Genomic DNA, 26,891 nt, shown 5'->3' on the forward strand with positions numbered 1-26,891 from the left:
TGACTTTTGATTGTGCGTCCGTTTAGCGGAAGGAAGCGCCCGCTTCAAACGGAACTGTCAGAGGCGGCCGATCATCGCGCTCAGGCCTTCGGCTTGCGCCGCTTAGCCGCTGACGCCGGGGCCGCAGGCTCTGCCGGTTGAGGCGCCTTGCGGGCCGCTGCCGGTTTGGCCTTTGCCGGCTTGGCCTCGGCGGGCTCCTGCTTCGCGGCCTTGGCCTTCGTGGACTTGGCCCTTGCCGGCTTGGCATCGGCGACAGGGCTCTCTGCCGATACGGCGGCCTCGCCCGATGCCGCGACCGGCTGAACGGCATCCGGCAGCGGGTCGGTTGGCGCGGCTGCCATGGCAACCCCGGGTACCGGCGGCGCTTCGGCATGTATCGGTCCCGGGGCGCGATTGGCGAGCCTGACGACCACGAGGCCAATGAGCGCGCCGAGCCCATAGGCCCCGAGCATCAACAGCCCGACGTCGAGCCAGAGCGCGTCCCGTCCCTCGGCAACACCGCTGAACCACAACGCCAGGGCAAACCCGCCGATCGCGATGGCCGCAACAAGCACGGGGCGCAGCCCCCGTGCGTCGCTGCTCCCGGCGCTCAGCCCGCCGGTCACGGCGCCCATTGCGACGGCCGCCGCCAGCCACAACGCCAACATCTCGATCAGCAGCACCATGGCATCCTCACGGGCGGGCAACGAAGGCGATCCGCCGATTGCGGATCTTGTTCGCCAGGCTGTCGTTCGGCACGAGGGGGCGGCTCGCGCCGAACCCCTGGGGGCTCAACCGCGCCGCCGCTATGCCCTGCTGGATCAGCAGGCTGACCACGGCCTGCGCACGGCGCTCGGACAGATCGAGATTCTGCGCGCTGGGGCCATCGGAATCCGTGTGCCCCTCGACCGTGAAGGCGGTTGCCGGGCACTCCTTCATGACCAGGGCGATACGGTTGACCAGGGCGACGGCCTCGGGACGAAGCTGGTCCCGGCCAAGCTGGAACGTGATCGTGCCCTGCCCCACCGCCTCGCGCACCTTCGCCTGGCATTGTTCGGCATTGTCCGGTGTGGCGGGTGGAACTGTTGCGCGCACCGGCTGCGATGTGGGCACCAGTACGGGTGCCGGAACCCGGATCTGATCGCGGCTCTGCCACCCCGTGGGCAAACCGTCACGAAGACTGTTCCGCACAGCCTCGATCTCGGCGCCGGTCACCGCCTGCCCGGCAAGGCCCAGGCTGCGGTCGGCAATATCGGCCCGTCCGCGCTCAAGCCGCGCCACGAGTTCGATGGCAAGCCGGGCCGCTGCCGCGAAGCCCTCGGGCGCGCCTTCCGCGAGTTCCTGCGCATCGCGGACCGCCAGCGGCTGAAAGGCCCGCATCGCGTTGTCGCGGTTGCTCGCCCGCACAGCGTCCGATGGCGCATAGCCCTGGAGCAGCACACCGGAGGCCGTCTTTTCGACAAACCAGCCATAGGGAGAGACGATGGGTGGACGGATCGACGCCGCATGGAGGCGCCCACCGCCCGGAAGCGCTGCCTGCCGGATCGCCAGATTGACCGCGACAAAGCCCGCTCGATCCCGCGCCTGGCCCTCGATCCGGAACGCGCCATCCTCCAGGCGCACGGCCCCCGTGCTGAGCCGCGCCAGCTGGGCGAGAGCGAAGCGATTGGCGGCCACCCAGTCGATCGCATCGGGCTGGCCGGTTGCGATCCGGATCCGGTCGTCCACCGCACGGCCCGGCAATGCCAGCCGCGCCGCCTCCAGGATCGCGGTCTTCTCGGCCTCCGACATGGCGACACCATCAAGCGCGATGCGGCCGTCACTGAGTGCCAGAGTCATGATGTAGGGCCGCGATACCGGCAGGGCCGCCACCACGTCTGTCGCGGCCAGCGAGAATCCCGCCGGCAGGCCGTCGGTGCGCGCGCCCGCAGCCGCCAGCGCCGCATTGTCGATTCCGGCCTGTCCCTTGCCGGTGACAGTCACACGGCCGTCGAGGATCGCCACCCTGCCCTCGCTCATGCGCGCCAGCTGGCCAAGCCCGAAACCGGCGGCTGCGCCGAAGCCGGACAAGGCACCATCCGCGATCCGTGTCTGGTCGCTGATCGTGCGGCCCTCGAACACGGCCCGTGCCTGGGTCAGCAAAGCGTCGCGCACGCTGACCGAGGGGACATGCCCCTTCAACGTGACCTCGCCGCCAGCGAGCTCGGCAGTCCACGAAAACGGCGCGATTCGCGGCGGCGAAAGGCTGAGCGACCCCGCCGTGAAGCCTTCCGGCAACCGCGCTGCCTCCGCTTTCAGCGCTTCATCGTCGTCAAACGACGCCGCGCGACCCGCGACCGCCAGACGTGTGTCGGAGAGCCCGACCTCGCCCGAAACCATGCGGACGGCGAGCCGCCCCGCCTGAACGGCCGCCTCGGCAAAGCGGGCCGGCGCCCCAAGCCCAAGCTGAATCCGGTCATCGATCGAGCGGCTGGGACCGCCGGCCCGGAGCGCCGCCAGCAGGGCATCGCGCGCCGGCTCGTCCGGGAGATGACCCGACAGCCGGACAACATCCGCTTCAACCGCGATCCCGAGGCGATAGGGCGTAATCAGCGGCGCCGTCACCGACACTGCCCCAGCCGTGAAGCCGGCCGGCATCCGATTACGCCAGGCGGCGACCACTCCCCGGTAGGCCCCGGCATCGGGCGCGGTGCCTTCAACCGCCAGGACCCTGTCGCGCACCGACGCGCGAGCCGAATTGAGCCGGGCCGTCTGCTCGATAAGAAACAAGGCGGCGGCCTCGAAACCGGCCGGCTCGCCACTGGCATCCTGAAGCCGGTCGACGACCGCCTGCTGGCCAAAGGCAGCATGGAGCGCCGCGATCAGCCGGCCCCGCGCCGCGCCGCCCGGGACATGGCCCGATGCGGCGACACCCTGCGCGTCGCGCTCCAGCTCGAACAGATAGGGCGCGGCGCGCGGCAGTGCGAGTTGCAGGTCGGCCAGCCGGTAGGTGCCGGACAAGGCTGCCATCGCGCGGCGGACGATTCCAGCCGTTTCTTCATTTTCAACAATAGCTTGCAGAGACACGTTAACGTTGTTGATGACCGCCGTACCGGAGACTGCCGAGCCCAGACTGGCCGCCAGAAGAGCAGCAGTTCCGGCGAAACCGTCCGGCGCGCCGCGACCGAATTGCAGGCGGTCGACAACGTCGCGGCCCGGCATGGCGGCACCGATGGCGCGCAGGATGTCGCTGCGGACAGCGTCGCTCGGCACATAGCCCGTCACGACAGCACGCGTGGCACTTGTCTCGAGCGACCACAGATAGGGCTTCTGCTCGGCCATCAGGCGGGTGGTGTCAGTCACCTGCCGCACGCCTGGAACCCGCGCAACCGAAGGCGCAGCCAAGGCGCGAGCCGCCAGTTCCAGCGCTTCGCCGGCCAATACGACGTCGCGTCCGGAGACCTCCACCCTCGCCCAGGTCAGGCTCTCGGCCTTCAATTGCGCCGAGGCGCGATCGGCAATCACCTCGGACACCAAGGGTTCCACGTCGCGCACCGCCAAAAGGCCCAGAACAGCCAGCGGGATCAGGCCGGCAATGACAGCCCAGCGCGGAAACATGCCCATCTCCTCCCCGGCAGCCACAATCGGGCACAGACCGCGTCGAACATGGCCGAGATTCTGTGGAGTCGATAGGAGCTGATCACTTTGGGCGGGGGCTATCCCCAACAAGCCCGCACACCACGGCGCCACCCGACGAAAAAACCCCGGCGATTGTTCGCCGGGGCTTCTTCAGATCGAGATCTGAGACGGGATCAGAAGTTCCGCTGAACGCGGAGGGTGGTGTAGAGGTTCTGATCCGAGGTCTTGCACGCGAGGGTGCTCGCGACAACGGCAGAACCGTTGGAGTTGCAAGTGGCGTTGGCAGCCTGAGTGGCGGTGCCGGAGTTCACGCCCGAGCGGCTGATCGAGCCGTAGACAACCTCGAGGCCGAGGTCGAGGTTACGAACCGGCGACCAGACGATGTTCGCGCCAACCGTCCAGAGCTTGAAGTCCGGGAGGGTGGTCGAAGCGAGCGGAGCGTCGACGCTGGCATAGGTACCGAACAGCGACGAGCGCAGGTTCGGGGTCCAGAAGTGACGGAAGCCGGCGGCAACGCCCCAAGCCTTCGTCGTCTGGATGACATTGCCAGCAGCGGTGTTCACGATCGCATCGCGATAGTTCATCACGAGACCGCCGCCCTGCGAGAAGTTGAACGGGCCGGAGGTGTTGTTGCGGTTGGACGTGACGCCGTCGCCGTTGCTGTTGTTGATCAGGTAGCCGAGAGCGCCGTCCGTGTAGGTCGCCTGCAACCAGAACTGATCGCCACGGGTGATCATGTCGAGGTTGAGACGCAGACCAGCGCCGATCGCGAAGCCCCACTTGTCGCCAGCGGCGGCGGTCGGCGAAATCGCGCCGTTCGTTGCCGAGGTCGTGCCAGCGTAGCCGTAGTCCTTGATCTGGCGGAACGCACCCATCAACTGGGCCGAACCCCAACCCTGATCGACGCGCAGGTTGGCGACGATGTCCGGAACGTCCTGGCGGCCATAGGTCAGGCCGTTGACCGTCGAAAGCGGACGGCTTCCGAGCGAGATCGTCTGACCGGCAGCCGTCGTGAACGTGTCGAGGTTGCCGACTTCGGCGATACGACGATCTTCGATCGAGAGGGTGGCCGAGAAGCCCGAACCGAACGAGGCGGTGTAGGCCAGGAGGTTGGTGGATGTGGCGCGAGCCGTGGTGGGGTTGCCCAGCAGGTTCACATCGCCCTGGTAGAAGTTGAAGAACGAGGCCGAGTAGCCGAACGTGAAGCCAGCGAACTGGATGAACGCGCGGTCCATGATGGCCAGCGTCGAGCGCGGGTTGTTGTTACCGGCGTTGAGGCCCGAACCCATGTAACCCGACGACTCACCGCGACGGATGGTGAACTGGGCGAACGAGCGCAGCAGACCATATTCCGTGTTGGAGCGGGCGTCGAAGTTGATGCCGAAGCGCGACTGGAAGGCCGAGGTGTTGTCGAAAGCGCCGTTCGAGATGTTCACGGCGCCGTTCGAGAGCGTGTTGCTCGTGTGGTTCAGATAGACCGTGTAGTCGGCGCGCACATAGCCGCCGATACGAAGGCAGGTGTCAGTGCCCGGGATGAAGAAGAAGCCAGCGCCGTACGTGTCGCAGATGCGGACGTATTCAGCGGGGGCAGCCTTGCCCGGAAGATCGGCAGCCTGAGCGCCGGCAATGGCAGCGAAGCCAGCGGCGGTGCCGAGAAGAAGGCTCTTGACCGTCTTCATGTTGTAGACCTCCAAAGTTTCTCCTGAAAGGGAGCGTGGGTTCCTTTAACTTGCCGGTTTCCCGGCGAGGCTTAGGAGCCCTTTATTCCCCGCGAGCCGCCTTTTTTGTCTCCGGGGTGCGAAACCGTGCGAACCCAAAAGAGGCGGTGCGACCGGGGTGCCCCCCTTCGTCGCAAGGTCACCATTACCGATGGCATCCAGCCGATCAATCGAAAGAACGCCGTTCACGTCCTCCCGGCGAGGCTTTGCCCCCAAGTGTTGCAGGAAGGTCACGCAGGCCTTAACCGCCGAGCGCCTCCGCCAAGCCACTCTAAGCTCTTGGAATAGTTCTGACAATTTTCGGAATTGGTGATCACGAAACCGTTAGGTGACGTTAACCGTTACGGCGCACCGGGTTGTGCCCGTGGCCGGCACCAACCGCCTGGACCGGATGCCGCCGAGCGCGAATCCCCGTCCCCCGAGCGCTCGGGAACAGGCGACTCGGTACCTTTTGGCGGGTGCGCGGCCTAGATGGCGGCGCCGTCGCTCACCAGTTCGCCCTCGAGCGCGCCCCTGACGGCAAGGCCGGCGGCTCTGAGGTCTGCGTGCGCGCGGTGGCGCGGGTGCTGGAGTTCGACGCTATGTAGCCCGGTAATGCGCCCGGGCGAGCCCGACAGCACGATGATCCGGTCGGCGAGATAGGTCGCCTCGTCGATATCGTGGGTGACGAACAGCACTGTCTTGCCCGTTGCCTGGCGGATTCGGGTCAGTTCGTCCTGCAGTGCCTCGCGGGTGATGGCGTCGAGCGCGGAAAACGGCTCGTCCATCAACAGGACATCCGGCTCAACCGCCAGGGCGCGCGCCAGCGCCACGCGCTGCCGCTGGCCGCCGGAGAGCTGGTGGGGGAATCGCGTGGCGAGATCGGCCAGGCCGACAAGGGCCAGCGAGGCCAGCGCGCGGCGGTGGCGCTCGGCCCGGGTGAGGCGAAGCTTTTCGAGCCCCAGACCCACATTGTCGATCACACGCCGCCAGGGCAGAAGCCGGGCATCCTGGAAGACGAGCGCCAGGGCCGGACCGTCGGAGGAGGCGGGCGCGACGGCGACCGTTCCGCCGCTTGGCTTGGCAAGGCCGATCAGCACGCGCAGCAATGTCGACTTGCCGACGCCGGAGGGCCCGACGATGGCCAGGAACTCGCCGCGCCGGACCGTCAGGTCCAGATTGTCGAGCACGCGGGTCTTCTGGCCATCGCGCTCGAAGGTGAGCGACAGGCCGCGGATATCGATCACGCCTTCCATTGCAACAGCCGTCCCTGCAGAGCCACGAAGACCGTATCGAGCAGGCCGTAGAGCCCGGCCATGGTCAGCATGTAGACAACCACGATATCGGTCGCGAGCAGGCTGGAGGCCTGCATCATCCGCTGGCCGAGCCCCGCGACGCCGAAGATCTCGGCGGCCACCACCGCCATCCAGGCCTGACCGATGGCGGTGCGGACACCAACCAGAAGGCCAGGTGTCGCCGCCGGCAGCAGAACCTTGATCAGGCGCTCGGGCCCCGAGCGGAAGCCGAAGGCATCGGCCACCTCGATCAGATCGCGATCGACCGAGCTGATGGCGCCATGGGCGGCGAAATAGACGATCCAGAACACACCAATGGCGATGATGAAGACAGCGGCCGAGGGCGCGACGCCGAACCAGATGATGGCAAACGGCACCCAGGCGAGCCCCGGCACCGGCCTCAGCACGCGCACCACCCAGGAGGTCAGGCGCTCCATCGGCCGGTACATGCCGGTGACAATGCCGAGTGCGATGCCCAGCAGCGTGCCGGTCGCCAGGCCCAATGTGTAATGGCCGAGCGAATTCCAGATCGCGGCCAGCCATTCGCCGGAGGTGAATTCGCGCAGGAAGGCGGCCGGCAGCACGCTCGGCGGCGGCAGGAAGGCCGGGTTGACCAGACCAAGCCGCGGAACGGCTTCCCATACCGCCAGGAAGATCAGCAGGCCGAGCGGCGGCAGAAGGCGCATGAGCGGTGTGGTTGCCACGTCAGGACGCCGTGGCGCGCAGGAAGAAGCTGGTGTCGAACAGGCCGTCGAGCGGCGCCTCGCGGTCGAGCGCGCCGATCTTGACCTGATAGCGCTGGAGGGCAGCGGTTGCCTCGATGATGCGGCGCGGATCGGCGGTGAACTTCGACGAGGGCGACACCAGCGCCTTGCCGATGGTCGCGCCGTCAACAATGCCCTTGCCGAGTGCCTGCTCGACATGGACCGCGGCGCGCGCGGGATCCGTGCCGATCAGCCGGACGGCCCTGACCGCGCCATTGACGATGGCCTGCACCTTGTCGCTGTGGTCGCGCAGGAAGGCCGCTGTCACGGCGATGACGGTGCCGGGCTGGTCCGGGAACATCACGCCGCCCAGAGCCACCACCTTGATGCCGGGATCGCGCTGCGTGACGATGGTCACCGCCGGCTCGCGCACGGTGCCGCCCTCGACGGCGCCGACCAGAATGGCCTGCTGGGTGGCATCAATGCCCATGGCGATGATCGCGGCATCGGCGCGGTCGGTCTTGGTCACCTCCCACAGCCAGTGCTGCAGCGTGGCATTCGGCACCGAGCCGGCGGGCTGGGTGGCCAGCCGCGCCGGCGATCCGGTTGCGGCCCGATAGCGCTTGAAGGCTTCCGCCGGCGCGACGCCCGGCTCGAAGAAGCGAGCGAGCTTCGGGGTGACGACGACTGTCATCTCCTCCACAGCGGTCGAGGCGACCACCTTGATGTCGATGCCGCGCGTGCGGGCGACCGCCAGCGGCGCAACGCCGGCCACATAGACGTCGATCGTGCCGGAGGCCAGCGCCTGGATCATGTTCGGCCCGGACTCGAATGTCGTGTAGCGGGTGGCGAGCCCACTGTCCTTCAGCCAGCCCTCGCGGTCCGCGATGAAGACTGGGGCCGCCGCCAGAATCGGGATGACGCCGATCCGCGCGGTGACGGGCGCCTGGGCGAGCGCCAGGCGTCCGGAGGCGGCGACAAGGGGAGCGGCGAGAGCGGCACGGCGGGAGAGCAACATGGGGGAACTCCTGAATTTGCCCGTTACATAGAAAATTTATGCCAATTTCCGCAACGGGTCGCCTGAAATAATGACCGGCATTGCTGTGACTGCGGCAATCGCAATAAGAATATTCTGTTTTGCGAGATCCGATAGAATGGCGCCCTATGCGCGTCTCACTTGGCTGCTGGCATCGGGGGGACCTGATAGGCGGTGGTCGACTTGATCCGCTCCATCGCGAAGCGCGATGTGACGTTCTTCAGCGGGATGGTCTCGATCAGCTTCTTGTAGAACGTGTCATAGGCCGCCATGTCGGTGACCACGACGCGCAGCATGTAGTCGACATCGCCGGCTATCCGGTAGAATTCCATCACCTCCGGCAAGGCGGCCACCGTCTCGGCGAAGCGGCCAAGCCATTCGCGCGAATGGTCGTTGGTTTCGATCGACACGAAGACGGTGAGGCCGAGGCCGAGCTTTTCCGGCGACACCAGCGCCACGCGCTTCACCAGATAGCCGTTGGCTTCCAGCTTCTGGATGCGCTTCCAGCAGGGCGTCTGCGACAGGTGCACGCGCTCCGCCAGCTCGGCGATGGAGAGGGTGGCGTCCTCCTGCAGGATGGTCAGAATCTTCCGGTCGATGGCATCCACGTCAAAAATCCTCGGTTCTCAGAAAAATAATCCTCTTTATCCCACTTTGTGGGATAAGATTATTTCAGAAGCCCAATTTGTGGCTCTACTAGAGAATATTTTTGCGATTTTGGCAAGATGGCCGGTTTGGTGCGGGTCTTTTGTGCTTGCCGATCATGCTGGCGGGAGGGCGGTGCCGGCGCTCCCGCAGACCGGTGGCGAGTCGGGGTGGCGAGTCCGGCCGAAGAAACGAGCCTTCTTCTCGGCACCGCCGCTGGCTTCGCTGCTATCGCAGGCGCCCAGGCTGCCGATCTTCCGGGCAAGGCTGCCCCCGCTGAGTACGTCCGCATCTGCGACACGTACGGCGCTGGCTTCTTCTTCATCCCGGGCACCGACACCTGCCTTCGTATCGGCGGCTTCGTTCGCGCCGACTACTCGGTCTATCTGAACCACACCAGCAACATCCTGGCCGCTGGCAACAACGGCACCGCTGGCAACATCTCGAACGCCGCCTTCGACAACTCGTCGGCTTTCCAGTCGCGCTTCGCGATCAACTTCGACGCCCGCTCCAACACGGAATATGGTCTGCTGCGCTCGTTCGCTCAGTTCACCATCCGTCGCGGTGAGTCGTCGGGTTACGTTGGTTCGGGCCTCAACTCGTACAACAACAACCCGCGCTCGACGCTGGCTGTCATGGACCGCGCGTTCATCCAGTTCGCTGGCTTCACGTTCGGCTACTCGGCCTCGTTCTTCAACTTCTACCAGGGCGACGTGAACCTGCTGGGTAACCCCACCACGGCTCGCGCCACCGGCACCAACCTGCTGGCCTACACCGCCTCGTTCGGTTCGGGCTTCTCGGCGACCGTGTCGCTCGAAGATCGCCGCATCACCGAAATCGGCAACCTCGACGCTGCCGTTCTGGGCACCAACGGTTCGTCCGTTTCGCTCGGCAACCGTCCGCTCTCGGGTCTCGGTGGCCTCACCTACGGCCGCAACGACGTCCCGGATATCGTCGCCAACCTGCGCGTCGATCAGGGTTGGGGTTCGGCCCAGTTGATGGGTGCGTTCCGCCAGATCAAGGACTACGGCTTCGCTGGTTCGACCAACACCGCTACCGGTGGCACGATCCCGACCGCCGCTGCTGGCGACAAGTGGGGCTACGCCATCGGCGCCGGCCTCCGTCTCAACCTCGACATGATCGCTCGTGGCGATCAGTTCTGGTTGCAGGCGACCTATGCTGACGGCGCTCTGGGTTACGTGATCCTGAACGGCAACGGCGACGGCATCACTGCCAACCGCAACAACACCTCTGGCCCGTTCAACTTCTCGCAGGCTGGCGGCGTTGTGTACAACTATCGCGATGCGATCGTGAACACCGGTCTGGTGAACCCGGCGATCCAGACGTCGAAGGCCTGGGGCGTTGCCGCCGGCTTCCGTCACTTCTGGACCCCGAACCTGCGCTCGTCGCTGTTTGGTACCTATGCTCGCGTCGACGCACCGCTCGCTTCGACCCTGCCGGACTTCAGCCTCTGGACCGTTGGTGCAAACCTCGTCTGGTCGCCGGTTCGTAACCTCGACCTCGGCCTCGAGGTTGTTTACGGCTCGATCAACCGTACCGGCGTGAACGCCGGCGGCGCTGCCACCGCGACTTCGTGCGGCGTCGGCTCGGCCATCGTCGCCGCCACCGGCGCGTGCAAGACCTCGGATCAGAACCTCTACACCACCCTCCGCGTTCAGCGGAACTTCTGATCCCGTCTCAGATCTCGATCTGAAGAAACCCCGGCGAGCAATCGCCGGGGTTTTTTCGTTGATGATGGTGTGAGATCCGGCAATTCCGGCGCACTTGGCCCCGAGTGAAAAGCCCCCTGCCCCAAACCCTCAAGCTGCGTTGCGCTGATCGGTCCGGTCGGGCGAGGGTAGCGGCATCTGGCAAAGCGCCTCGTGCATCTGCCGCAACGTCACATTGCCATAGCGCCTGGCCGCGCTGATCTGCGCATGGCCAACGATGGCATCGGTGATTTTCTCGGGGATTCCGACCGAAAAGGCCTTTTCCTTGAACCAGTGCCGCCAAGCATGGTTCGGATCCTTGCCGGCGGAACGGCCGATCTCCAATCCAAGCGAATGGATCCACTCGGTCATCCGGTTATAGGTGGTTCGGCCGGGATAATAGGGATCGGCACCCGCATCGCCGACAACAGCCGCGTCGACCTTGCGATAGGATCGGATGAACAGCCGTTCCGACGTTCCCGATTGCACGAAAGCGATGAATCCGCGCTCGATCAGCGCCGGATGAAGCGGAACCAGCCGTTCGGAAGCCGCGGTTTTCACCGGGCCAGCCTTGCGCGACACCTTCACGCACCAGATTCCGTCGACGCACACCACGTCTTCCCGACGCAGATTGACCATGGTCGCAACGCGGCTTCCGGTCAGCGCGGTCAGCCATGGAATCCAGCGGCGGCTGGCAATACGCTCGCAATCCGCCGCCTTGAGGATAATCGCCGCTTCCTCATCCGAAAAAGCCAGCATTTTACGCGATGTCACCAGCCGGCCGCTGCGCACGCGGACCCCGGATGTCGGGTCATTGGGAACGAGATCGTTCTCAACGCCGAACCGGAACAGCGATCGCAGCGCGGCGAGATCGGAATCCCGCGCGGTGCGCACATGCCGTCCCGTCTGGATCAGATGATCTCGATAGGCCCGCACATCATGCGCGGTTACCCGTGCCGGATCGGCATGTCCCAGAAAATGCTCGAAGCGACCGACCAGCGTGCGCCAATAGGGTGGCGTGGTCGGCGCGCCTCCGACCGCCAGATGATGGCGGCTCCAGAGGTCGAAAAGCTCGGTGAAGGTGAGGCTTGCCGAAACGGGTTCGGCCGCCGGCACCGGTGCGGGTTCCGCCTTCGCGGCCGGCAAGGCGGCCCTGGAATCACTGGAATCCGTTGAAACCAGCGCCAGGCGCGCCGAAATCGGCCGATCGTCCCGGGCATTGCCGCTGTCGTGCAGGGTTGCGAGCACCTGAAACGAGATCGCGGCCGCAAAATATTTCGCTTCCTGCAGCGTGAGAGCCGAAGTCGGAATGGCAACGACTTCGTCGACCGTCACATCGAAGGCCAATCCGTCGACCCGCACCGCCACCGAGGAGCCGCGGAACCGGTCGATCAGCTCACCCGCCAGCGGCAGCGCGAAGTGAAAATCACCCGCCGCCCCCAGTCGCAATTCGGGTTCTCGCGCGATCAAGCCCACGACCGATCCATGCTCCTCACCTAGCGTCGAAGCGCAGATGCACTCCGACTTATGACGATTGCGCAAGACCGACATCCAACAACGGATTGAAGTCGGGCCATCGATCGCCCGCGCCAATGACTATTCTCCTAGCAGACACCTCCGCTTTCCACAATTTCGCGACGCACATAGGCAAGCAAATGCGCACCCAAATGCGCACACAATTGTGATAATCGGCATGCCATTCGATAGAATGCGGCCTCAAAATGCCGCCCCTATACTTCCATTTCCGTGATTTTGGCGCAATTATGGCGAGACAAGGACATGGCCTTGGGGACACCAACATGCGCATGCGCCCGGATGACGCTGCCATTGCGCTCACAATTTCGTGAAATGCGGCAAGACCACTTGCGTCACAGCAGATCGCGAATTGTTTCTGATGTGTACATTGAATGAGCCGCCGGCAAAGAAAATACAAACTAGCTTTCTTTTCCTATTTCGCAGAGGCAGGCTCCAAGTCCACTAGGTAGTGGCGATGTTGCGGATTTACATCATACAATTAATATAACAGATCGGCGGATGGCCGGTATGCCACTTTGCGTCGACTCGACCGCGCCCGCCCGTCGCGCAATGCTAAGCTGCATTTCGACCGTAACAGCCTGTCTGGCGCGGTCGTCGCCTCTCTGGAAAGACCGCGTCATGACAACGCCCTTCTCGCTCGCCTCGCTCCTGCGGACCGGCCTCCCCGCCCCCGCCGCGCGCTATGCCGGCTTCCCCGCCTTCAACTTTGTCGGCGGCCATAACGACCCGGGCTCGACACCAGTCGACGGCCTCTTGGAGGCGATCACCACCGTCATGCGCCGCGAGGGGCGCACGCTTGCGACCTATGGCCTGGAAAGCGGCCCGCAGGGCTATCTGCCCTTGCGCGATTTCCTTGTGAGCAAGCTGAAGCGCGACGCGGACGTATCCTGCACCAGCGACGAGATCCTGATCACGTCCGGCTCGCTCCAGGGCATCGATCTGGTCAATGCCTTGCTGGTCGGGCCCGGCGACACCGTCATCATCGAGCAGGATTGCTATGGCGGCTCGATCACCCGGCTGCAGCGGCTGGGCGCGAAGATCATCGGCATCCCGCTCGATGGCGACGGCATGCGCATGGACGCGCTCGCCGAGACGCTAGACGACCTCAAGTCCCGTGGCATCACGCCCAAATATATCTACGCGATCCCCACCATCCAGAACCCGACGGCGACCATCATGCCGCTGGAGCGCCGCAGGCAGTTGCTCGCGCTCGCCATGACCCACGGTGTGCCGATCTTCGAGGACGAATGCTATTCCGACCTGATCTTCGAGGGCGGCCGGCCGCCTGCCCTCATGGCGCTCGCCCGCACCGAGGGCTGGGGCGGCGTCATCCATATCGGCTCGTTCTCCAAGTCGATCGCGCCGGCCTTGCGCGTCGGCTACCTGGTGGCCGACTGGGACATTCTTGCGCGCATCCTGCCCTTGAAGACCGATGCCGGCTCGGGCGCGCTCGAACAGATGGTGCTGGCCGAATATTGCAATCGCCACTTCGAAAGCCATGTCGCCAGTCTGAATGCGACTCTGAGGGCTAAGCGCGACGCGCTGGTCGATGCCCTGCACGAGCATTTCGGCACGGCTGCCGAGTTCGAGGTGCCGCCCGGCGGCATCTTCCTCTGGATGACGCTGCCTGCATCGGTCGACACGTCGCGGCTCTACACCGTCGCGGCGGCCGCTGGCATCGCCATCAACCCCGGCGTGGAATGGTCAGTGGATGCCGGGCATGGCCGCCGGCGTCTGCGGCTCTGCTTCGCCAATCCGCCGATCGATGTCATCCGCGCGGGCGTCGCGGCGCTCGCCGAGGTCTGTCACCGCGAGATGGGCGTGCCGGAGCGCATCGGCAACGTCCAGCAGCGCTGACGAACAGCAATCGCGGTCGTCCGGGTGGTGACAAGCCCGTGCGAAACAGCATGGCTCCGGCCGTTGCGCCGGGGCTTGCTGCGCTGCACTATCCGCCGCCTTCGGACGCGGCGTGACCGCTCGCGCGCGCCGGCGCGTAGGATGGGATGGAACGCCGATGGCCTTGACGGTCGAACTGGGCGACCTTTTGGACACGGCAGCGCCTCCCGCAACGCTCGCAGAGGCCGCGGAACTGGCCCGCGACCGCTTCGGCCTGTCGGGCACGATCCGCGCATTGACCGGCGAGCGCGACCGCAATTTTCATATCGCTGAGACCAGCGGCGGCGAATATGTCCTGAAGATCGTCCATCCCGCCGAGGACCCTGCGGTCACGGATTTCCAGACCCAGGCGCTGCGCCATGTCGCGATGCGGAACGGGACCCTAGCTACCCCGCGCGCCGTGGCGCCGCTGACAGGCACCGACGATGTCGTCTGGCGGGTTCCAGGCCAGGCCGACAGGCGGCTGCGTTGCTATACCTATCTGCCCGGCGAGCCGCTCCACCTCACGGTCGCCACCCCATCCCAGCGACAGGCCCTCGGCCAGTTCCTGGCGCGGCTTGACCAGGCCCTCGCCGATTTCCGGCACCCCGCCGACAACCATGATCTGCTCTGGGACCTGAAGCGAGCGGCCCGCGCCCGTGACCTGCTCGCCGATATTCCCGATCCCGAGCGCCGCGCCCTGCCCGCCCGCGCCTTCGACCGGTTCGAGACGACCATCCTGCCGGCGCTGGCCGGACTGCGAACCCAGGTCGTCCACAACGATTTCAACCCGCACAACATCCTCGCTGACCCAACTGCAGGCGACAGGATCGCCGGCGTCATCGACTTCGGCGACATGGTCCGCGCGCCACTGGTCCAGGATCTGGCGACCGCATGCGCCTATCAGATCCAGCCCGACGGCCACCCCTTGGCGGGCCCTGCGGATCTTGTTGGCGGATTTCATGCGGTCCTGCCGCTGGAGCCTGCCGAGATGGCGGTCCTGCCCGGCCTGATCGCGACCCGCATGGCGCTGTCCATTGCCATCAGTTCGTGGCGCGCCGCCCGCCACCCGGACAACGCCCCCTATATCCTGCGCAACCAGCAGGCCGCCTGGACCGGCCTTGCCCGGCTCGACCTGCTCACGCCCGGCGAGGCCCAGACCTATCTTGCCGAGCGGATCGGCTGAGGTGATCCCATGACCATGATCAATGCCTTCAACGCGGCCGCCGCCGATCAGGTCTCCGAGACCGACCGCGCGTTGATCGCCCGGCGCGAACGGCTCCTCGGCCCCGCCTACCGGCTGTTCTACGCCAACCCCGTCCACTTCGTACGTGGCGAAGGCGTCTGGCTCTACGACCCTGACGGCAACGCCTATCTCGACGTCTACAACAACGTCGCATCCGTCGGTCACTGTCATCCGCACGTGGTGGCGGCGCTCGCCCGCCAGTCGGCTATCCTCAACACGCACACCCGCTACATCACCGACGGCATTCTCGATTATGCCGAGCGCCTGCTGGCGACATTTCCCGCGGCGATCGGCAATGTCATGTTCACCTGCACCGGCAGCGAGGCCAATGACCTCGCCTACCGGGCGGCGCGCGCCTTCACCGGCGGCACCGGCTTCATTGTCACCAGTCTCGCCTACCACGGCGTGACGGTCGCGATTTCGGAGATGTCGCCGTCGCTCGGCAGCGGCATCACGCTTGGGCCCAACATCCGCACCGTCCCGGCACCGGACCTTTACCGCTCCGGCGGCGCCGACGTGGGCGAGACCCTGGCGGCCCATGTCCGCGGAGCAATCGCGGACATGGCGCTCCACGGCATCAAGCCAGCGGCGCTGCTCGTCGACACGATCTTCTCGAGCGACGGCGTGTTCGCCGATCCCGCAGGATTTCTCAAACCGGCGGCCGCGGCCATCCGCGAAGCCGGCGGGCTGTTCATCGCCGATGAGGTCCAGCCTGGATTCGGTCGCACCGGCGAGGGCATGTGGGGGTTCGCCCGCCACGGCCTGGTGCCGGACATGGTCACCATGGGCAAGCCGATGGGCAATGGACACCCCGTGGCCGGCATGGCGGCCCGGCCGGATATCCTCGAATCATTCGGCAGAACGACCAGGTATTTCAATACCTTCGGCGGTAATCCGGTATCCTGCGCCGTCGGAATGGCGGTTTTGGACGTGATTGAAAGCGAAAATTTGATCGCCAATGCCAAGGCCGTTGGCCGTCACATGCTGGAGGGTCTCCGCATGCTCGCTGAACGCCATGAGCTCATCGGCGACGTTCGCGGAACCGGTCTGTTCATCGGCGTCGAACTGGTAACTGACCGGTTAACTCGCGCACCTGCAACCGATGCAACCTCCAATCTCGTCAATGGGTTGCGGGAAAAGCGCATTCTGATCAGTGCCGCCGGACCGCATGCCAATGTTCTGAAGATCCGGCCACCATTGGTCTTTTCGCGCGACAATGCCGATCTTTTCTTGACCGCGATGGACGACGTCCTCGGCGCCATTGCACACCGTCGATAAACCATGCAACGCCGGCTTTTGCTATTTAGCCGGCAGCAATCCTTGATCCGTGCTAGACTTTCCTTAATGTGCAAGTCGCACAAGGCCAATCACGAAGCCTGACGGCACAACATTTGCCCGACTTGAGTCGACACAGTGCACTCACAATCCTGATGACTGGGAAACCGACATGAACGACCAGACGCAACTCGATGCGGACGACCTGCTGGAACTGACAGCTCACATCGTTTCAGCCTATGTGAGCAACAACAAGGTTGCACCGGAAAGTCTGGCGAGCCTGATCGGCAGCGTCGATGCTGCGCTCAAGGGTCTGTCGGGCGCGGCCCCTGCGCCGGCCCCGGTCGAACTGGTCCCGGCGGTGTCGATCAAGAAGTCGATCAGCCCCGACTACATCATCTGCCTCGAGGACGGAAAGAAGTTCAAGTCGCTGAAGCGGCACTTGCGCACCGTCTACAATCTGAGCCCCGACGAATACCGGGCGAAGTGGGGCCTGCCGCCGACCTATCCGATGGTTTCGCCGAACTACGCCAGCGCCCGCTCGGCCCTCGCCAAGGCATCCGGTCTTGGTCAGCAGCGCCGCGGCCCGGCCCCGGTGAAGGGCAAGGCAGCAGCCAAGGGCGGACGCAAGGCCAAGGCCTGACCTTGATCTGACGCGCCCCGAGCGTCCTGACATGACAGGGCCACCTTGCTGACCGGCAAGGTGGCCTTTTCTTGTGTTCGATCCGGCGCGCCTGTCTTGAGGATCAGCCGGATGACGGATGGCGCGGCAGGTCGTGCCCGGCGGCAAGCTGCGGCAGGATGCACCGGCCAGGCGATCCCGCTACGATCCAAGGCCGCCCACCCGAACGCTCCCCTGCAAGGATATCCGCCGTGAAACTGTTCTATTCCCCAGCCTCGCCTTTCGTTCGCAAGGTCATGGTCTGCGCCATCGAGCGCGGCCTCGACGGCCGGATCGAGAAACTGTCGGCTGCGGCCCATCCGATCAACCAGGACGGCAACATCAAGCAGCACAATCCGACCGGCAAGGTCCCGACCCTGATCGCCGATGACGGCATGGCCATCTACGACAGCCGGGTGATCTGCGAATATCTCGACGCACAGGGCACGGCACCGCGCCTGATCCCGGCCGAGGGTTCGACCCGCTGGCAGGCGCTTGTGCTGCAATCGGCCGCCGACGAGATGCTCGATGCCGCGCTGCTCGCCCGCTACGAGGCGATCGCACGTCCGGAGAACCTGCGCTGGTCCGACTGGAGCGACGGTCAGAAGACCAAGATCCGGACGACAGTCGAGGACTTTTCCAACGCCTCGATCGCCTATCTGGAAGCCAATGTCGACATCGGCACCATCGCGGTTGCCTGTTCGCTCGGCTATCTCGACTTCCGCTTCCCCGAGATCGACTGGCGCAAGGGCCATGATCGGCTGGCCAAGTGGTTCGCCAGCTTCTCCGAGCGGCCGTCCATGAAGGCGACCTTCCCGACGGCCTGATCGCCGCGGCAAGATCGGTCGCGGTCAGTGACCGCGACCGATGCCATAGGGCGCGGGATCGATGTCGGGCGCCCTGCCCGACAGGAGGTCGGCCATCAGCCGTCCCGATCCACAGGCCATCGTCCAGCCAAGCGTCCCATGTCCCGTGTTCAGGTGGAGATTGCGGTAGCGCGTGGCGCCGATCAGCGGCGTGCCGTCCGGCGTCATCGGCCGGAGCCCCGCCCAGAAGCTCGCGGCGGAGAGGTCGCCGCCCCGCGGAAACAGATCGCCGACCGAATGTTCCAGCGCCCGGCGCCGGCCATCCCTCAGCGACAGATTGTAGCCATCGAGTTCCGCCGTCCCGCCGACGCGGATCCGGTCGCCGAGCCGGGTGATGGCGATCTTGTAGGTCTCGTCCATCACCGTTGAGACAGGCGCCGCCGTCTCGTCGGTGATCGGCAGCGTCAGTGAATAGCCCTTGACCGGATAGACAGGGACCCGGATGCCGACCGTCTTCATGAGCAGCGGCGAATAGCTGCCGAGGGCGACGACATAGCGGTCGCCTGTCACCTTGCCTTCGCTCGTCTCGACGGCCGCAATGCGGTCACCCTCATTGACCAGACGGTGGATGGCCAGGCTTTGCATGAAGCGGACACCCCGCTCCCTGGCGAGTTCCGCCAGCCGCTGTGTGAACATGTGGCAGTCGCCGGTCTCGTCATTGGGCAGCCGCAACCCGCCGGTGATCTTGTCGCTGACCAGCCCCAGCGCCGGTTCAGCGGCGACAACGCCCGCGCGATCAAGCACCTCGAAGGGAACCCCGGACTCCTTCAGCACGGCAATGTCCTTGGCGCTGCCATCGAGGTCCTTCTGGGTCCGGAACATCTGCAGCGTGCCGCGCGCCCGTTCGTCATAGGCGATGCCGGTCTCCGCACGCAGGGCGATCAGGCAGTCGCGGCTATATTCGGCAAGGGCCACCATCCGGGCCTTGTTGATCCGATAGCGGGCCTCGGTGCAGTTCATCAGCATCTCGGCCATCCAGCGCCATTGGGCGGGATCGGCATGGGGGCGAACGACCAGCGGGCCGTGTTTCATGGCCAGCCATTTCAGCGCTTTCACGGGCACGCCCGGCGCCGCCCAGGGCGCGGAATAGCCGGGAGACACCTCGCCGGCATTGGCAAAGCTCGTCTCAAGGCCGGTCGCCGGCTGGCGCTCGATGACAACCACCTCGTGACCGGCACCGGCCAGATAATGGGCGGTGGTCACGCCGATCACGCCGCCGCCAAGAATGACCGTCTTCATTGCCCCATCCGCCTGCTTCTCGCACGCCTAGCGGGAATGCCCGGCGCAGAGATATCGGCGGAAACGTCGAATGTGCTTGAATTTTTGCGCAGGATATTCTGTCTGATGGCATATTGCGCAACGAACCGGCACGAATTGGAATCTTATGCGTCTCACCCTCGACGCCATCGACCACCGCATCATCCAGCACCTGCGCGCGGATGGCCGCATGTCCAATGCGGACCTCGCGGCTGCCGTCGGGCTCTCGCCGTCAGCCTGTCTGCGGCGCGTCCGCCTGCTGGAGGAAAGCGGCACGATACGCGGCTATACCGCTCTCATCGACGAGAACCGCACCGGCAATCAGGCGGTGGTCATTGCCCAGATCACGCTGGAGCGGCAGACCGAGGACTATCTGAACCGTTTCGAGGCAGCGATCCGCAAATGCCCCGAGGTCCGCAAATGCGATCTGATGACCGGCATGTCCGACTATCTCGTGCGGGTCGAAATTCCGAGTGCCGCCGACTATGAGCGGGTCCACAAGGACATTCTCTCGCGTCTGCCGGGCGTTTCCCGCATCCATTCCAGCTTCGCGATCCGCAGCGTTCTCTAGGCGCCGACCAACTGAAAGGTGACCCTGTCCATGAACGTTCTCATCTTCGGCGCCTCCGGCATGGTCGGTCAGGGCGCGCTGCGCGAATGTTTGGGCGACCCGTCGGTCACGGCCGTCACCATCGTCGTGCGCAGCCCCACGGGACAGAGCCACGCGAAGCTCCGCGAGGTCATCCTCCAGGACCTCAATGCCATCGGCACGATCGCGGCCGACCTCACAGGCTTCGATGCGTGCTTCTTCACGGTGGGCGTGACATCGGTCGGCCTGTCGGAGGCCGACTATACCCGCCTCACCTACGACCTCACCCTGACGGTTGCCGGCGCCCTTGCGCCGCTCAATCCCCAGATGACCTTTCTCTATGTGACCGGCCAGGGCGCGGATTCGAGCGAAAAAGGCCGGATCATGTGGGCGAGGGTCAAGGGACGGACGGAGAATGCCCTGCGGCGCCTGCCGTTCAAGGCAGCCTATGCGTTCCGGCCGGCAGCCATCCAGCCACTTCACGGCATCCGGTCCAAGACCGGCTGGTACCAGGCGCTCTACTCCGCCACCATGCCGCTCTATCCGCTGCTGTTGCGCCTTTTTCCCGGCTACGTCACCACGACGGAGCAACTCGGCAAGGCGATGATCGCGGTGGCCCGCAATGGCTACGCCAAACCGGTGCTCGAAAGCTCCGACATCAACACGGTGGTCTGAACGGCCTCAGCCGTGCGTCTGCAGGTGGAACGGCAGGTTCTTCACCTGCGTCCACGGCACGTCGAAGCGGGTCATGAACTTCAGCGTGAAGGTCATCCGGCTCATCAGCCAGCCTTCCGGCGTGCGCCGGTACTCGTCATCCTCGATCGCCGCCATCCAGCACGGCGTGTCGCCGGCGGTCAGCGTGCAGGCCTGCCAGAGCATCCAGTGGCCCGTTGCCGTGTCGCCGTGGATGTCGATCTGCGGATTGAGGAAATAGTGCATGGCAAACGACCATGCGCCCTTTCGGACGAAGGCATGGATCTCGTCGCGGCCGTTGCACACGCCGAAATGCTCGCCGGCATCCCAGATCGCATCCTCGGTGAACAGCCCGGCCTGGAGATCGGCCAGGCGGTCCAGTTCCGCCTGGGGTTTCCTCTGATGGTCGTCCGTGTACTTCTCGTCGGCATAGCGGGCATAGCGCGCCTTGAGGTGCCGGATCGCCTCGATATCTTCCAGGCGCTGGATGCGCTCCTCAAGTGTCGGCATGTCGGCCTCCTCGGGCAGGCAATGGGTCAGGCCTTCTCGTATTCCTTCGACCATGCCTCGGCGACTTCAGTGCCGGTGGCGAACCAGACGCCCGGGAACGTCCGGATGAAGGCGATGAGTTCGCGGATCAGCGCGATGCGGCTCGGCCTGCCGCCGAACTGCGGGTGGAAGATCATGTCGAACAGACCACCCCACTTGTAGATCTCGCGGAACTCTTCCTTGTAGACCGACAGCATGTGCTCGTTGGTGAAGATCGGGCGCGGCGTCTTGGCCGAGAACAGCGTGAACGGCGCGTCGTCCAGGCTCCAGTGCCAGGGCAGTTCGATCGGCCCTTTTGACCCGTCCGGCAGGGTGTGCCGATAGGGATTGATGTCATCCATCAGCGAGGAATCGTAGAGAAAATTGTGCTTCTGCAGGAGCTTGAACAGCCCGACCGAGACTTCGCCGGCCGGCGAGCGATAGCCTTTCGGCACCACGCCGACGGTGCGCTTCAGGGCCTCGAGCCCCTTCTCCATCTCCTCGATCTCGGCGGCCGGATCGCCCGAGACCCATTTGTGGGAATAGGAATGGTGGGCGACCTCGTGGCCGTCCTTCAGGATCATCTCGACCCGGTCGGTGTGGTTCTCGGCGGTCCAGCCCGGCACGAAGAACGTGCTCCTGATGCCTTCGTCGCGCAGCGTGTCGAGGATCTTCGGCACGCCGACCTTGGCGCCGTAGCGGCCCTGGCTCAGCACACCGGGTCGATGGACATTGTCCGGGTCGCGCGCGGTCCACAGCGTCTCGGCGTCGAAGTCGAAGGTCAGCATGACGGCGCAGCGGGCGCCGTTCGGCCAGCGGATGCTCATGTCATGCATGGTCTCGACTCCTTCAGGCTCAGATGCGGCCGTGGCGTGCGGCAAGGAACCCGCCATCGACGGGCATGACGACGCCGGTGACGAAGGCGGCATCGTCGGAACAGAAGAAGGCGATGGGGCCGGCAATGTCGGCTGGCTGTCCCAGCCGCTCGACTGGCGTCCCCTCGACCATGAGGCGGGTATAGAGCGCGTTCTGGAGGTGGCCTGAGGTCATCGGCGTCTCGATCAGCCCCGGTGCCACCGCGTTGACGAGAATGCCGTCTGGCGCGAGCTCACCGGCCAGCTGGCGGGTGAACTGCGCAACGCCGGCCTTGGCGACCGCATAGGCCGTGGTGCCGGGATAGCCGGTGATGCCGAAGATCGACGACAGGTTGACGATCCGCCCGCCCGGCTTCGGCAAATGCGGCACGATCGACCGGGTGATCCTGAGCATGGATCCAAGATTGGTGTCGAGGAACCGGTCGATCAGCGCATCGTCGGAATCAAGTAGCCGCTTGGACCCGCCGATCCCTGCATTGTTGATCAGAAAGTCGATGCGGCCGAAGGCCTTGAGGGCCGCCTGAGCAATGGTCTCGCCGGCATCGCGGTCGGTGACGCTCTTCACGAGACCGACCTGGCCGAGGCGGGCCGCGGTCTCCAGCACTTCGGGCAGCAGATCGACCAGCAGCACCTTGGCGCCATCGGCGGCGAAGCGTTCGGCCACCCCCGCCCCGATACCGCGGGCGGCTCCGGTGACGATGGCAACCTTGCCGGCAAACCGTGTCGGATCAGGCAAGACGGCCTCCATCGACGGGCAAGGCCACGCCAGTTGTATAGGTCGCGGCATCGCTCAGCAGGAACAGCACGGAATTGGCCACTTCCTGCGGCTTGCCGAACCTGTTCATCGGGTGCTTCGACATCTGGAACCGCGCGCGCGCCGCCTGGGCCGCCGCATCGCCCGCCTGGGCGATGGCGCGGTCGTTCATGGGGCTGTCGATCGTGCCGGGGCAGACGCAGTTCACCCGGATGTTCTCGGTCGCGTGGTTGAGCGCCAGGCTCTTGGTGAGCAGCGTCACCGCGCCCTTGCTCGCCGAATAGATCGAGAGCACCGGCGAGCCCTCCATGCCGGCGGTCGAGGAAAACAGCACCACCGAGCCGCGCCCGATCTCGCGCATCTGCGGGATGAAGTATTTGGCGGCGAGCCAGGAGCCCTTGACGTTGACCGCGAAGACCTCGTCGAACTCGGCCTCGGTCACGTCGACGGCGTTGCGCGCCGGTCCGACCATTCCGGCGGCGACGACCAGCAGCTCCACCGGACCCAGCCGGTCGCGGGCAACCTTCGACGCCCGCTCGACATCGGCGGCGGAGGCCGAATTGCCAATGACAATGATCGATCCCGGGCAATGCTCGGCTGTCGCCTTCAGCCCCGCCTCGTCGCGGTCGAACAGCAGGACCCTGGCGCCCTCTGCCGCCAGCGAGATGGCGGTCGCCCGGCCAAGCGCGCCGGCAGCCCCCGTGACGGCTGCAACCTTGCCGGTGAAACGGTCACTCATGGTCCGGTCACTCATGGTCCTTGCCTCCCAGATAGAATTCCTGGAGCTCTTCCATGGCGATGCCATCGCCGACGGTGCGCTCGTAGGCGATGCGCCCACCGCGGATCACGTAGATGTAGTCCGCGATATCGAGCGCCATGCCGACATTCTGCTCGACCAGCAGCAGCGTGAGCCCGAGCTCGCGGAGGCCGAGGATCGCCTCGGCGATCTCCTCGACAATGCGCGGCGCCAGCGCCGCCGAGGGCTCGTCGAGCAGCAGCATGGTGGGCCTCGCCATCAGCGACCGCCCGATCGACAGCATCTGGCGCTCGCCACCGGAGAGCATGCCGGCATTGACCTTTCGCCGCTCGCGCAGGCGCTTGAACCGCCCATAGACGCTCTCCAGATCGGCGGCGATCCCGGCCCGGTCCTTGCGGCGGTGATAGGCGCCCATGAGCAGGTTCTCCTCGACGCTCATCGCGGCGAAGACCTCCTTGCCCTGCGGCACCATCGAGAGGCCCATGGCGGCCCGCTTCTCGGCCGGAATGGCATCGATCGGCTGACCGTCGAGCAGCACCTGCCCTTCCTCGGGTTTCACAAGGCCGACGATCGCCTTGAGCGTGGTCGACTTGCCGGTGCCATTGCCGCCGAGCAGGGCCACGAGCCCGCCCTTCGGCACATGCAGGTTGACGCCATGCAGGATGCGGGTGCGGCCATAGCCGGCGACGAGGTTGTCAACCTTGAGCACGGCGTTTCCATCCCGAACCGATATAGGCCTCCACGACGACCGGATCCTTCACCACCGCGTCGGGCTTGCCCTCGGCGATCTTGACGCCGGAATCGAGCACCACGACGTGGTCGCAGAGATCGCGCACCACGCGCATCACATGTTCGACCAGCAGGATGCTCATGCCGAATTCGTCGCGCAGGCGCCGGATCAGCAGGATCAGCTTGTCGACATTGGGCGGCGACAGGCCGGCGGCCGGCTCGTCGAGCACGAACAGGGTCGGCTCGCTCATCATGCCGCGGGCAAGCTCCACCATGCGTTGCTGGCCGATCGACAGCTCGGAGGCCGGCTTGTCGGCGAAGGCCTCCAGGTCGAACCAGGCGAGCAGTTCGCGGGCCCTGCGGCGCGCGGCCTGTTCTTCGGCGAGCCCCGACGCCCGCCCCAGGATCGAATCCACGATCCCCGTCTTCATGCGCATGTGGTGGGCGAGCAGGAGATTGTCCTCCACACTCAGCGACGTGAACAGGCGGAGCAACTGGAACGACCGCGCCATGCCGGCGCGCGCCCGCCGATAGGTCGGCAGGCCCGTGATGTCCTGGCCCTCGAACAGGAACTGGCCCTCGTCCGGATTGAGCTCCCCGGTGACCAGATTGACCATGGTCGACTTGCCCGAGCCGTTCGGCCCGATCAGCCCGACGATCTGGCCCTTGCCGACCACGAGGTTCACGTCGTTGACGGCGACGACGCCGCCGAAGCGCCTGGTGATGCCGCGGGCCTCGAGGATGGGGGTGCTCATCGGGCGCTCCGCTGCCGGAGCCGGCCGATGACGCCCTCGGGCATGATGGTGATCGCGACCACCAGCAGGATCCCGTAGATCAGCATCTTGTACTCGGCGAAGCGGCCGAGGAATTCCGGCATCAGCACCAGGAAGATCGCGCCGATGATCGGCCCGATGAAGGTGCCGCGCCCGCCGATCACCATCATCGCGACGACGGTCGCCGAGATCCAGATAGTGAAATCGTCCGGCGTCACGCCGCGCAGCGCATGGGCGGTGAGCACGCCGGCAATCCCGGCCAGCGCTGCCGAAGCCACGAAGGCGGTGAGCTTGCCGCGTGTCGTGTCGATGCCGACGGCAGCCGCCAATGTCTCGTCGTCGCGGATCGCGATCCACTCCCGCCCAAGCCTGGAATTGGCGAGCCGCCAGGCGGCGAAGACGCAGATGACCGTCATGACCAGCGTCAGCCAGTAATAGGCCTTGAGGCTGGCAATCTCGAACAGCGTCACGCCGAACATTGTGACCGGGCCGACATTCGCCATGGAGAGGCCGACCTGGCCGCCGGTGAACGAGGTCCATTGCGAGATGACGAGATAGACGATGGTCTGGAAGGCGATGGTGACGATCGCCAGGAAGTGGCCCTTCAGCCGCAGTGCGGGAATGCCGAGGAGGAGCCCGAACAGGCCGGCGACCAGCGCACCCGCTGGCAGGTTGACGAAGATCGACGTGCCGAGGTCACGGCTCATGATCGCCGCCGTATAGGCGCCGAGCCCATAGAACGCGCCGGTAGCGAAGGAGAACTGGCCGCAATAGCCCGCCACCAGATCCAGGCCGACGGCCAGGATCACATAGAACAGGATGACCATCGCCACATTGACCTCGTAGCCGCCGACACCGAATGGCAGCAGGGCGAGGAGAACGATGACGGCAAGTGACAGGCTGATATTCCTCATGACCGGTCGACCGCCTTGCCGAACAGGCCCTGGGGACGGAACAGCAACACCAGGATCACGACGATGAAGCCGACCACGTCGCGCATGGAATTGGCGATATAGGCCGACGTCAGCGATTCAACGATGCCGAGCACCAGGCCGGCCACCGCGGCGCCGGCGACATTGCCCATGCCGCCCAGGATCACCACCGTGAAGGCCTTGAGCGCGATCATGTTGCCGACGATCGGATAGACCAGGAAGACCGACGACATCAGCATGCCGGCAACACCGGCGAGGCCCGCACCCACCATGAAGGTGACGACGGCGACGCGCTCGACCTGGACGCCGCAGAGGCGGGCAACCGTCTGGTGCTGGGCCATGGCGCGCAGGCTCCGGCCCGTCCAAGTGTAGCGCAGGACGAGATAGAGCACGGCAATCAGGACGACCATCGTGATCGGGATCATCAGCCGCTGCAGCGGCAGAAAGATCGGGCCGATCTCGACGGGAATGGTGGAAAGCGAGGTCTGCAGCCGCTGGGGCTGCGGACCGAAGGTGATCAGCGCCGCGTTCTGCAACACGACCGCCAGGCCGAACGACGAGATGATCGAACTGGTGGCATCCCGGTTCTTCATCGGCTTGTGGAGGATCGCCTCCGCTGCGATCCCGATAATGGCCGAGGTGGCCAGCACGAAGCCGATGGCCGGGAGGACCGGCAGGCCGAGAACGGTGACCGCCATGATCCCGGCATAGCCGCCGAGCATGTAGAACTCGCCATGGGCGAAGTTCACCACACCCAGAATGCCGAAGATGAGCGTCAGACCGACAGCAACCAGCACATAGGTGCTGCCGATCACGACGCCATTGGCGATATATTGCAGGAACAGATCAAAATCGAACACCA

24 protein-coding genes and 1 pseudogene are annotated in these 26,891 nt (G+C 65.4%); 8 read left to right on the plus strand and 17 right to left on the minus strand.

Annotation, left to right across the window (positions count from 1 at the left end; genetic code table 11):
- Positions 1-80: 80 nt before the first annotated feature.
- The 7 genes and pseudogenes from E8L99_RS19345 to E8L99_RS19375 all read right to left on the minus strand — a co-directional run bounded on the left by E8L99_RS19345 (position 81) and on the right by E8L99_RS19375 (position 8,937).
- On the minus strand, positions 81-665 hold the full coding sequence (locus E8L99_RS19345) for a hypothetical protein (RefSeq protein ID WP_137101080.1): 585 nt from the start codon (positions 663-665) through the stop codon (positions 81-83).
- Between the two features lie 7 nt (positions 666-672).
- Entirely contained in the window at positions 673-3,576 is a 2,904-nt protein-coding gene (locus E8L99_RS19350) for an OmpA family protein (RefSeq protein WP_168201737.1), read from the minus strand.
- Between the two features lie 194 nt (positions 3,577-3,770).
- Entirely contained in the window at positions 3,771-5,276 is a 1,506-nt protein-coding gene (locus tag E8L99_RS19355; RefSeq protein ID WP_137101082.1) for a porin, read from the minus strand.
- A 506-nt stretch (positions 5,277-5,782) separates the two neighbouring features.
- A pseudogene (locus E8L99_RS19360) lies at positions 5,783-6,466 on the minus strand (ABC transporter ATP-binding protein); the annotation flags it as partial.
- Between the two features lie 71 nt (positions 6,467-6,537).
- Entirely contained in the window at positions 6,538-7,275 is a 738-nt protein-coding gene (locus tag E8L99_RS19365) for an ABC transporter permease (protein ID WP_137102205.1), read from the minus strand.
- Positions 7,276-7,294: 19 nt separating this feature from the next.
- A complete protein-coding gene (locus tag E8L99_RS19370; RefSeq protein WP_137101084.1) occupies positions 7,295-8,311 on the minus strand; it encodes an ABC transporter substrate-binding protein in 1,017 nt (338 codons plus the stop codon).
- A 155-nt stretch (positions 8,312-8,466) separates the two neighbouring features.
- Positions 8,467-8,937 carry an Lrp/AsnC family transcriptional regulator gene (locus E8L99_RS19375; RefSeq protein ID WP_137101085.1) on the minus strand — a complete coding sequence of 157 codons (471 nt, stop codon included), beginning with the start codon at positions 8,935-8,937 and terminating at the stop codon, positions 8,467-8,469.
- Between the two features lie 117 nt (positions 8,938-9,054).
- Between E8L99_RS19375 and E8L99_RS19380 the strand changes: the two genes are divergently transcribed.
- Entirely contained in the window at positions 9,055-10,665 is a 1,611-nt protein-coding gene (locus tag E8L99_RS19380) for a porin (RefSeq protein WP_137101086.1), read from the plus strand.
- 129 nt (positions 10,666-10,794) lie between these two features.
- Here the strand turns inward: E8L99_RS19380 and E8L99_RS19385 are convergent, their stop codons facing one another.
- Positions 10,795-12,276 (minus strand): site-specific integrase, encoded by a 1,482-nt coding sequence (locus E8L99_RS19385; protein ID WP_137101087.1) that lies wholly within the window; start codon positions 12,274-12,276, stop codon positions 10,795-10,797.
- Positions 12,277-12,837: 561 nt separating this feature from the next.
- On the opposite strand from E8L99_RS19385, the gene E8L99_RS19390 reads away from it, so the two are divergent.
- The 5 genes from E8L99_RS19390 to E8L99_RS19410 all read left to right on the plus strand — a co-directional run bounded on the left by E8L99_RS19390 (position 12,838) and on the right by E8L99_RS19410 (position 18,103).
- Entirely contained in the window at positions 12,838-14,076 is a 1,239-nt protein-coding gene (locus E8L99_RS19390) for an aminotransferase-like domain-containing protein (RefSeq protein WP_137101088.1), read from the plus strand.
- Positions 14,077-14,233: 157 nt separating this feature from the next.
- The gene (locus tag E8L99_RS19395) at positions 14,234-15,280 is read left to right on the plus strand and encodes a phosphotransferase (RefSeq protein ID WP_137101089.1); all 1,047 of its coding nucleotides are present in this window, start codon (positions 14,234-14,236) and stop codon (positions 15,278-15,280) included.
- Positions 15,281-15,289: 9 nt separating this feature from the next.
- The gene (locus E8L99_RS19400; RefSeq protein ID WP_137101090.1) at positions 15,290-16,618 is read left to right on the plus strand and encodes an aspartate aminotransferase family protein; all 1,329 of its coding nucleotides are present in this window, start codon (positions 15,290-15,292) and stop codon (positions 16,616-16,618) included.
- Between the two features lie 169 nt (positions 16,619-16,787).
- Positions 16,788-17,258, plus strand: coding sequence for a MucR family transcriptional regulator (locus E8L99_RS19405; RefSeq protein WP_137101091.1), 471 nt, complete (start codon positions 16,788-16,790; stop codon positions 17,256-17,258).
- Between the two features lie 230 nt (positions 17,259-17,488).
- Positions 17,489-18,103, plus strand: coding sequence for a glutathione S-transferase (locus E8L99_RS19410; protein WP_137101092.1), 615 nt, complete (start codon positions 17,489-17,491; stop codon positions 18,101-18,103).
- 24 nt (positions 18,104-18,127) lie between these two features.
- On the opposite strand, the gene E8L99_RS19415 is transcribed toward E8L99_RS19410, so the two are convergent.
- Positions 18,128-19,381: a D-amino acid dehydrogenase gene (locus E8L99_RS19415; protein ID WP_137101093.1), complete on the minus strand. Its 1,254-nt coding sequence runs from the start codon at positions 19,379-19,381 to the stop codon at positions 18,128-18,130.
- A 145-nt stretch (positions 19,382-19,526) separates the two neighbouring features.
- Here E8L99_RS19415 and E8L99_RS19420 point away from each other — a divergent pair, with 145 nt between their 5' ends.
- Together E8L99_RS19420 and E8L99_RS19425 are read left to right on the plus strand one after the other, a co-directional pair.
- Positions 19,527-19,970 carry an Lrp/AsnC family transcriptional regulator gene (locus E8L99_RS19420; protein WP_137101094.1) on the plus strand — a complete coding sequence of 148 codons (444 nt, stop codon included), beginning with the start codon at positions 19,527-19,529 and terminating at the stop codon, positions 19,968-19,970.
- Between the two features lie 30 nt (positions 19,971-20,000).
- Positions 20,001-20,663 (plus strand): Rossmann-fold NAD(P)-binding domain-containing protein, encoded by a 663-nt coding sequence (locus tag E8L99_RS19425; protein ID WP_137101095.1) that lies wholly within the window; start codon positions 20,001-20,003, stop codon positions 20,661-20,663.
- Between the two features lie 6 nt (positions 20,664-20,669).
- On the opposite strand, the gene E8L99_RS19430 is transcribed toward E8L99_RS19425, so the two are convergent.
- Genes E8L99_RS19430 through E8L99_RS19465 form a run of 8 tightly spaced genes read right to left on the minus strand, consistent with a single transcriptional unit; the run spans position 20,670 to position 26,889 of the window.
- On the minus strand, positions 20,670-21,191 hold the full coding sequence (locus tag E8L99_RS19430) for a nuclear transport factor 2 family protein (protein WP_168201738.1): 522 nt from the start codon (positions 21,189-21,191) through the stop codon (positions 20,670-20,672).
- Between the two features lie 26 nt (positions 21,192-21,217).
- Positions 21,218-22,045: a polysaccharide deacetylase family protein gene (locus tag E8L99_RS19435; RefSeq protein WP_137101097.1), complete on the minus strand. Its 828-nt coding sequence runs from the start codon at positions 22,043-22,045 to the stop codon at positions 21,218-21,220.
- Positions 22,046-22,064: 19 nt separating this feature from the next.
- The gene (locus E8L99_RS19440) at positions 22,065-22,820 is read right to left on the minus strand and encodes an SDR family NAD(P)-dependent oxidoreductase (RefSeq protein WP_215907017.1); all 756 of its coding nucleotides are present in this window, start codon (positions 22,818-22,820) and stop codon (positions 22,065-22,067) included.
- On the minus strand, positions 22,813-23,592 hold the full coding sequence (locus tag E8L99_RS19445) for an SDR family NAD(P)-dependent oxidoreductase (protein WP_215907018.1): 780 nt from the start codon (positions 23,590-23,592) through the stop codon (positions 22,813-22,815). The genes E8L99_RS19440 and E8L99_RS19445 overlap by 8 nt, the downstream gene beginning before the upstream one ends.
- Positions 23,585-24,304, minus strand: coding sequence for an ABC transporter ATP-binding protein (locus E8L99_RS19450; RefSeq protein ID WP_137101099.1), 720 nt, complete (start codon positions 24,302-24,304; stop codon positions 23,585-23,587). The genes E8L99_RS19445 and E8L99_RS19450 overlap by 8 nt, the downstream gene beginning before the upstream one ends.
- Complete coding sequence (locus E8L99_RS19455) at positions 24,291-25,079, minus strand: ABC transporter ATP-binding protein (protein WP_137101100.1); 789 nt, start codon at positions 25,077-25,079, stop codon at positions 24,291-24,293. Before E8L99_RS19455 ends, E8L99_RS19450 begins: the two co-directional genes overlap by 14 nt.
- Complete coding sequence (locus E8L99_RS19460; RefSeq protein ID WP_137101101.1) at positions 25,076-26,011, minus strand: branched-chain amino acid ABC transporter permease; 936 nt, start codon at positions 26,009-26,011, stop codon at positions 25,076-25,078. Before E8L99_RS19460 ends, E8L99_RS19455 begins: the two co-directional genes overlap by 4 nt.
- Positions 26,008-26,889, minus strand: a complete 882-nt coding sequence (locus tag E8L99_RS19465; protein WP_137101102.1) for a branched-chain amino acid ABC transporter permease — start codon at positions 26,887-26,889, stop codon at positions 26,008-26,010. Before E8L99_RS19465 ends, E8L99_RS19460 begins: the two co-directional genes overlap by 4 nt.
- Positions 26,890-26,891 lie beyond the last annotated feature (2 nt).

Source organism: Phreatobacter aquaticus, from assembly GCF_005160265.1.
In the GTDB taxonomy this organism is placed as follows: Bacteria; Pseudomonadota; Alphaproteobacteria; order Rhizobiales; family Phreatobacteraceae; genus Phreatobacter; species Phreatobacter aquaticus.

What these genes read in the sequence shown, in the direction of transcription:
- E8L99_RS19345 (WP_137101080.1), bottom strand. Translation starts at nt 665, where the DNA reads ATGGTGCTGCTGATCGAGATGTTGGCGTTGTGGCTGGCGGCGGCCGTC.
- E8L99_RS19350 (WP_168201737.1), bottom strand. Translation starts at nt 3,576, where the DNA reads ATGTTTCCGCGCTGGGCTGTCATTGCCGGCCTGATCCCGCTGGCTGTT.
- E8L99_RS19355 (WP_137101082.1), bottom strand. Translation starts at nt 5,276, where the DNA reads ATGAAGACGGTCAAGAGCCTTCTTCTCGGCACCGCCGCTGGCTTCGCT.
- E8L99_RS19365 (WP_137102205.1), bottom strand. Translation starts at nt 7,275, where the DNA reads ATGCGCCTTCTGCCGCCGCTCGGCCTGCTGATCTTCCTGGCGGTATGG.
- E8L99_RS19370 (WP_137101084.1), bottom strand. Translation starts at nt 8,311, where the DNA reads ATGTTGCTCTCCCGCCGTGCCGCTCTCGCCGCTCCCCTTGTCGCCGCC.
- E8L99_RS19380 (WP_137101086.1), top strand. Translation starts at nt 9,055, where the DNA reads ATGGCCGGTTTGGTGCGGGTCTTTTGTGCTTGCCGATCATGCTGGCGG.
- E8L99_RS19390 (WP_137101088.1), top strand. Translation starts at nt 12,838, where the DNA reads ATGACAACGCCCTTCTCGCTCGCCTCGCTCCTGCGGACCGGCCTCCCC.
- E8L99_RS19395 (WP_137101089.1), top strand. Translation starts at nt 14,234, where the DNA reads ATGGCCTTGACGGTCGAACTGGGCGACCTTTTGGACACGGCAGCGCCT.
- E8L99_RS19400 (WP_137101090.1), top strand. Translation starts at nt 15,290, where the DNA reads ATGACCATGATCAATGCCTTCAACGCGGCCGCCGCCGATCAGGTCTCC.
- E8L99_RS19405 (WP_137101091.1), top strand. Translation starts at nt 16,788, where the DNA reads ATGAACGACCAGACGCAACTCGATGCGGACGACCTGCTGGAACTGACA.
- E8L99_RS19415 (WP_137101093.1), bottom strand. Translation starts at nt 19,381, where the DNA reads ATGAAGACGGTCATTCTTGGCGGCGGCGTGATCGGCGTGACCACCGCC.
- E8L99_RS19420 (WP_137101094.1), top strand. Translation starts at nt 19,527, where the DNA reads ATGCGTCTCACCCTCGACGCCATCGACCACCGCATCATCCAGCACCTG.
- E8L99_RS19425 (WP_137101095.1), top strand. Translation starts at nt 20,001, where the DNA reads ATGAACGTTCTCATCTTCGGCGCCTCCGGCATGGTCGGTCAGGGCGCG.
- E8L99_RS19430 (WP_168201738.1), bottom strand. Translation starts at nt 21,191, where the DNA reads ATGCCGACACTTGAGGAGCGCATCCAGCGCCTGGAAGATATCGAGGCG.
- E8L99_RS19435 (WP_137101097.1), bottom strand. Translation starts at nt 22,045, where the DNA reads ATGCATGACATGAGCATCCGCTGGCCGAACGGCGCCCGCTGCGCCGTC.
- E8L99_RS19445 (WP_215907018.1), bottom strand. Translation starts at nt 23,592, where the DNA reads ATGAGTGACCGGACCATGAGTGACCGTTTCACCGGCAAGGTTGCAGCC.
- E8L99_RS19455 (WP_137101100.1), bottom strand. Translation starts at nt 25,079, where the DNA reads ATGAGCACCCCCATCCTCGAGGCCCGCGGCATCACCAGGCGCTTCGGC.
- E8L99_RS19460 (WP_137101101.1), bottom strand. Translation starts at nt 26,011, where the DNA reads ATGAGGAATATCAGCCTGTCACTTGCCGTCATCGTTCTCCTCGCCCTG.